Source organism: Planktothrix sp. FACHB-1355, from assembly GCF_014748295.1.
Lineage (GTDB): Bacteria > Cyanobacteriota > Cyanobacteriia > Cyanobacteriales > Aerosakkonemataceae > Aerosakkonema > Aerosakkonema funiforme_A.
Map to the genome: position 1 here is coordinate 1 of NZ_JACJUP010001062.1, position 2462 is coordinate 2462.

Here is a 2462-nt window from a genome sequence, read left to right on the forward strand (position 1 = left end):
GACTGGGGAAAAGTCAAAATTCCTCCCTCTCCCTCTTCCCTCTTCCCTCTTCCCTCTTCCCTGTTCCCTCTAGCCCCTAACCCCTAATCCCTAACCCCTTTTTTCCTTTTGACTTTTCTTCTTCGCTAAGCTGCAACGCTTCTTAAGGCAGCTTGGGCTTCGCGCCGCAATCTAGCGGCAATTCTAAACATTTCGTGACCTGCGTGCAGATAGCTCTCATCGTAGTTGAAGGTGAAGAACTCTAACTCGTTAATACCATCCCCAACTCGATCGAGACAATAATAAAGACTTGCCGCCACGCTAGCGACTTGGGCGGGATTGGGCATCGAACGAAAATAACGCTGAGCTTGCTCTAAAAAGTCGCGACACTCTTTCAGGTAATCTTGAAAAGCTTCCATAAGTCGATCGTCAAATGGGTCAGCAGAAAGTTCTTCTATACTATCCTCCAGAGAATTGAGAATCCGACAAAGCAGGCGATTCACAGGCTGATAAACTTGGTGCAACCATAGCTCAATTTGCTCGTCAGTATCTCTTGCATTTTTTCGCTGTTTTTGGTATTGTTTTTGCGCTGCTTTAGTACGTTGTTGCCAATCGCCAGCAGCAGTAGCGGAGGGATGGCGTAATTGTCGATCGTATGACTGTCGCTTATGAGGATCGCTAAGTACTTCATAGGCAGCGTTAAGCTCAACGATATGTTCGTGATTGGCTTCTTTGTGCTGGCTATCTGGATGATAAACCTTTGCCAAACGGCGATAAGATTGTTTAATTTCAGCTTGAGTTGCCTGCGGATTGACTTGCAGGGTTTGATAGTGATTGAGATCGGTCATAAAAGTGGTTCGGTAGTGGAAAAATACGATCTTGATAGGTGGATAGCAGTAGCATTGGGAAAGCCGATCGCCTTTGTGCAGGTTCGATCGAGTACCCCACCTATCAAGATCGGATTTCTGAACTACCAGGGTAGCCCAAGCGAAGATAATTTGGGTTCCGGATCTTGGAACAAAGGCGTACTCAAATAGCGCTCTCCAAAGCTGGGTTGAATCATTACGATCAGGCGTCCCTCATTTTCTTTTCGCTGCGCTACGCGAATCGCCGCGCACAGCGCTGCACCGCTAGAAATACCGGATAGCAGACCTTCTTCGCGAGCTAGACGACGCCCGTAGGCGATCGCATCTTCATCGGTGACAGCGATCGTCTCGTCAATTAAATCTACCTTAAGTACTTGGGGAATAAAGCCAGCCCCAATTCCCTGAATTTTGTGCGGCCCTGGTTTTCCACCAGCAAGAACCGGACTGTTAGCAGGTTCGACGGCAATGGCACGAAACGAAGGTTTCCGCTGTTTGATGATTTCCGCCACCCCAGTAATCGTACCGCCCGTACCCACACCAGCTACCAGGATATCCACCTGTCCATCCGTATCTTGCCAAATTTCTTCAGCTGTCGTCTCCCGATGAATTTGCGGGTTAGCCGGATTGCGAAACTGTTGCAACATATAAGCATTCGGAGTTGTGTCCACAATCTCCTGCGCTTTCCGAATTGCACCGCTCATCCCTTCAATTCCAGGAGTCAGTTGCAATTCCGCTCCGTAAGCTCGCAACATTGCCCGTCGTTCGTTGCTCATCGTTTCAGGCATCGCTAATACTAGCCGATAACCCCTAGCCGCAGCAACCATTGCCAGCGCAATTCCCGTATTTCCAGAAGTAGGTTCCACCAAAATCGTTTTACCGGGTGTGATTCGCCCTTCCTCTTCTGCCTTATCGATCATGCTGACGCCAATCCGGTCTTTGACGGAAGATGCTGGGTTCATTCCCTCCAACTTCACCACGATTTGCGCCACACAGCCTTCTGCTTGTGGAATGCGATTTAACTGTACCAGAGGTGTAAGACCGACTAACTCGGTGATGTCATGGGCAATCCGCATATTTTTTAATTACTCGTAAACTGTTTGTGCTTAGCGATCGGTTGTCAGTTGCCAGAGGATTTTATTTTTTTCCCTGACTCCCGACGCCCCAGCCTCTAGCCCTTTTTTTCAGATGTAATACATAATATCTAGCTGACGCCTAGCATCTCGCTTTTCGCGCAGATCTTGGAGTGTATATTTTTGCAAAACGGAATTAGCCGCTTGCAGTCCTTCCTGCCATATTTCTCGCACAACAGCACTTTCTAGCGTTTTGGGGGCAGAATCGCGCTCAGATGGTTGAGAATCCTGTCCTTCCAGACAATAGACCACATCTAAAAGCGTAATTTTCCAAGGTTCCCGACCCAACACGTAGCCTCCTTTCGCTCCCCGTTGGCTACGCACCAAACCGCAGCGCCTCAAAGTAGCCAGTAGCTGTTCTAAATAGCGATCGGGTATATTTTGTTGAGCCGCAATCTGCCGAATTTGCAGCGGTTCGCCACTTTGGTAGTGAATTGTCAGCTCCAAAAGAGCTAGTAGCGCGTATTCACTTTTACACGAGAGTTCC

3 protein-coding genes are annotated in these 2462 nt (G+C 48.5%); all 3 read right to left on the reverse strand.

The annotated features are described in order from the left end of the window. Positions 1 to 125 precede the first annotated feature (125 nt). Complete coding sequence (locus H6S82_RS28960) at positions 126 to 827, reverse strand: DnaJ domain-containing protein (RefSeq protein ID WP_190475419.1); 702 nt, start codon at positions 825 to 827, stop codon at positions 126 to 128. Between the two features lie 122 nt (positions 828 to 949). Continuing rightward, positions 950 to 1918: a cysteine synthase A gene (cysK, locus tag H6S82_RS28965; protein ID WP_190475415.1), complete on the reverse strand. Its 969-nt coding sequence runs from the start codon at positions 1916 to 1918 to the stop codon at positions 950 to 952. Positions 1919 to 2026: 108 nt separating this feature from the next. Beyond that, on the reverse strand, positions 2027 to 2462 hold a 436-nt coding region (locus H6S82_RS28970), incomplete at its 5' end, for an Rrf2 family transcriptional regulator (protein ID WP_191057156.1).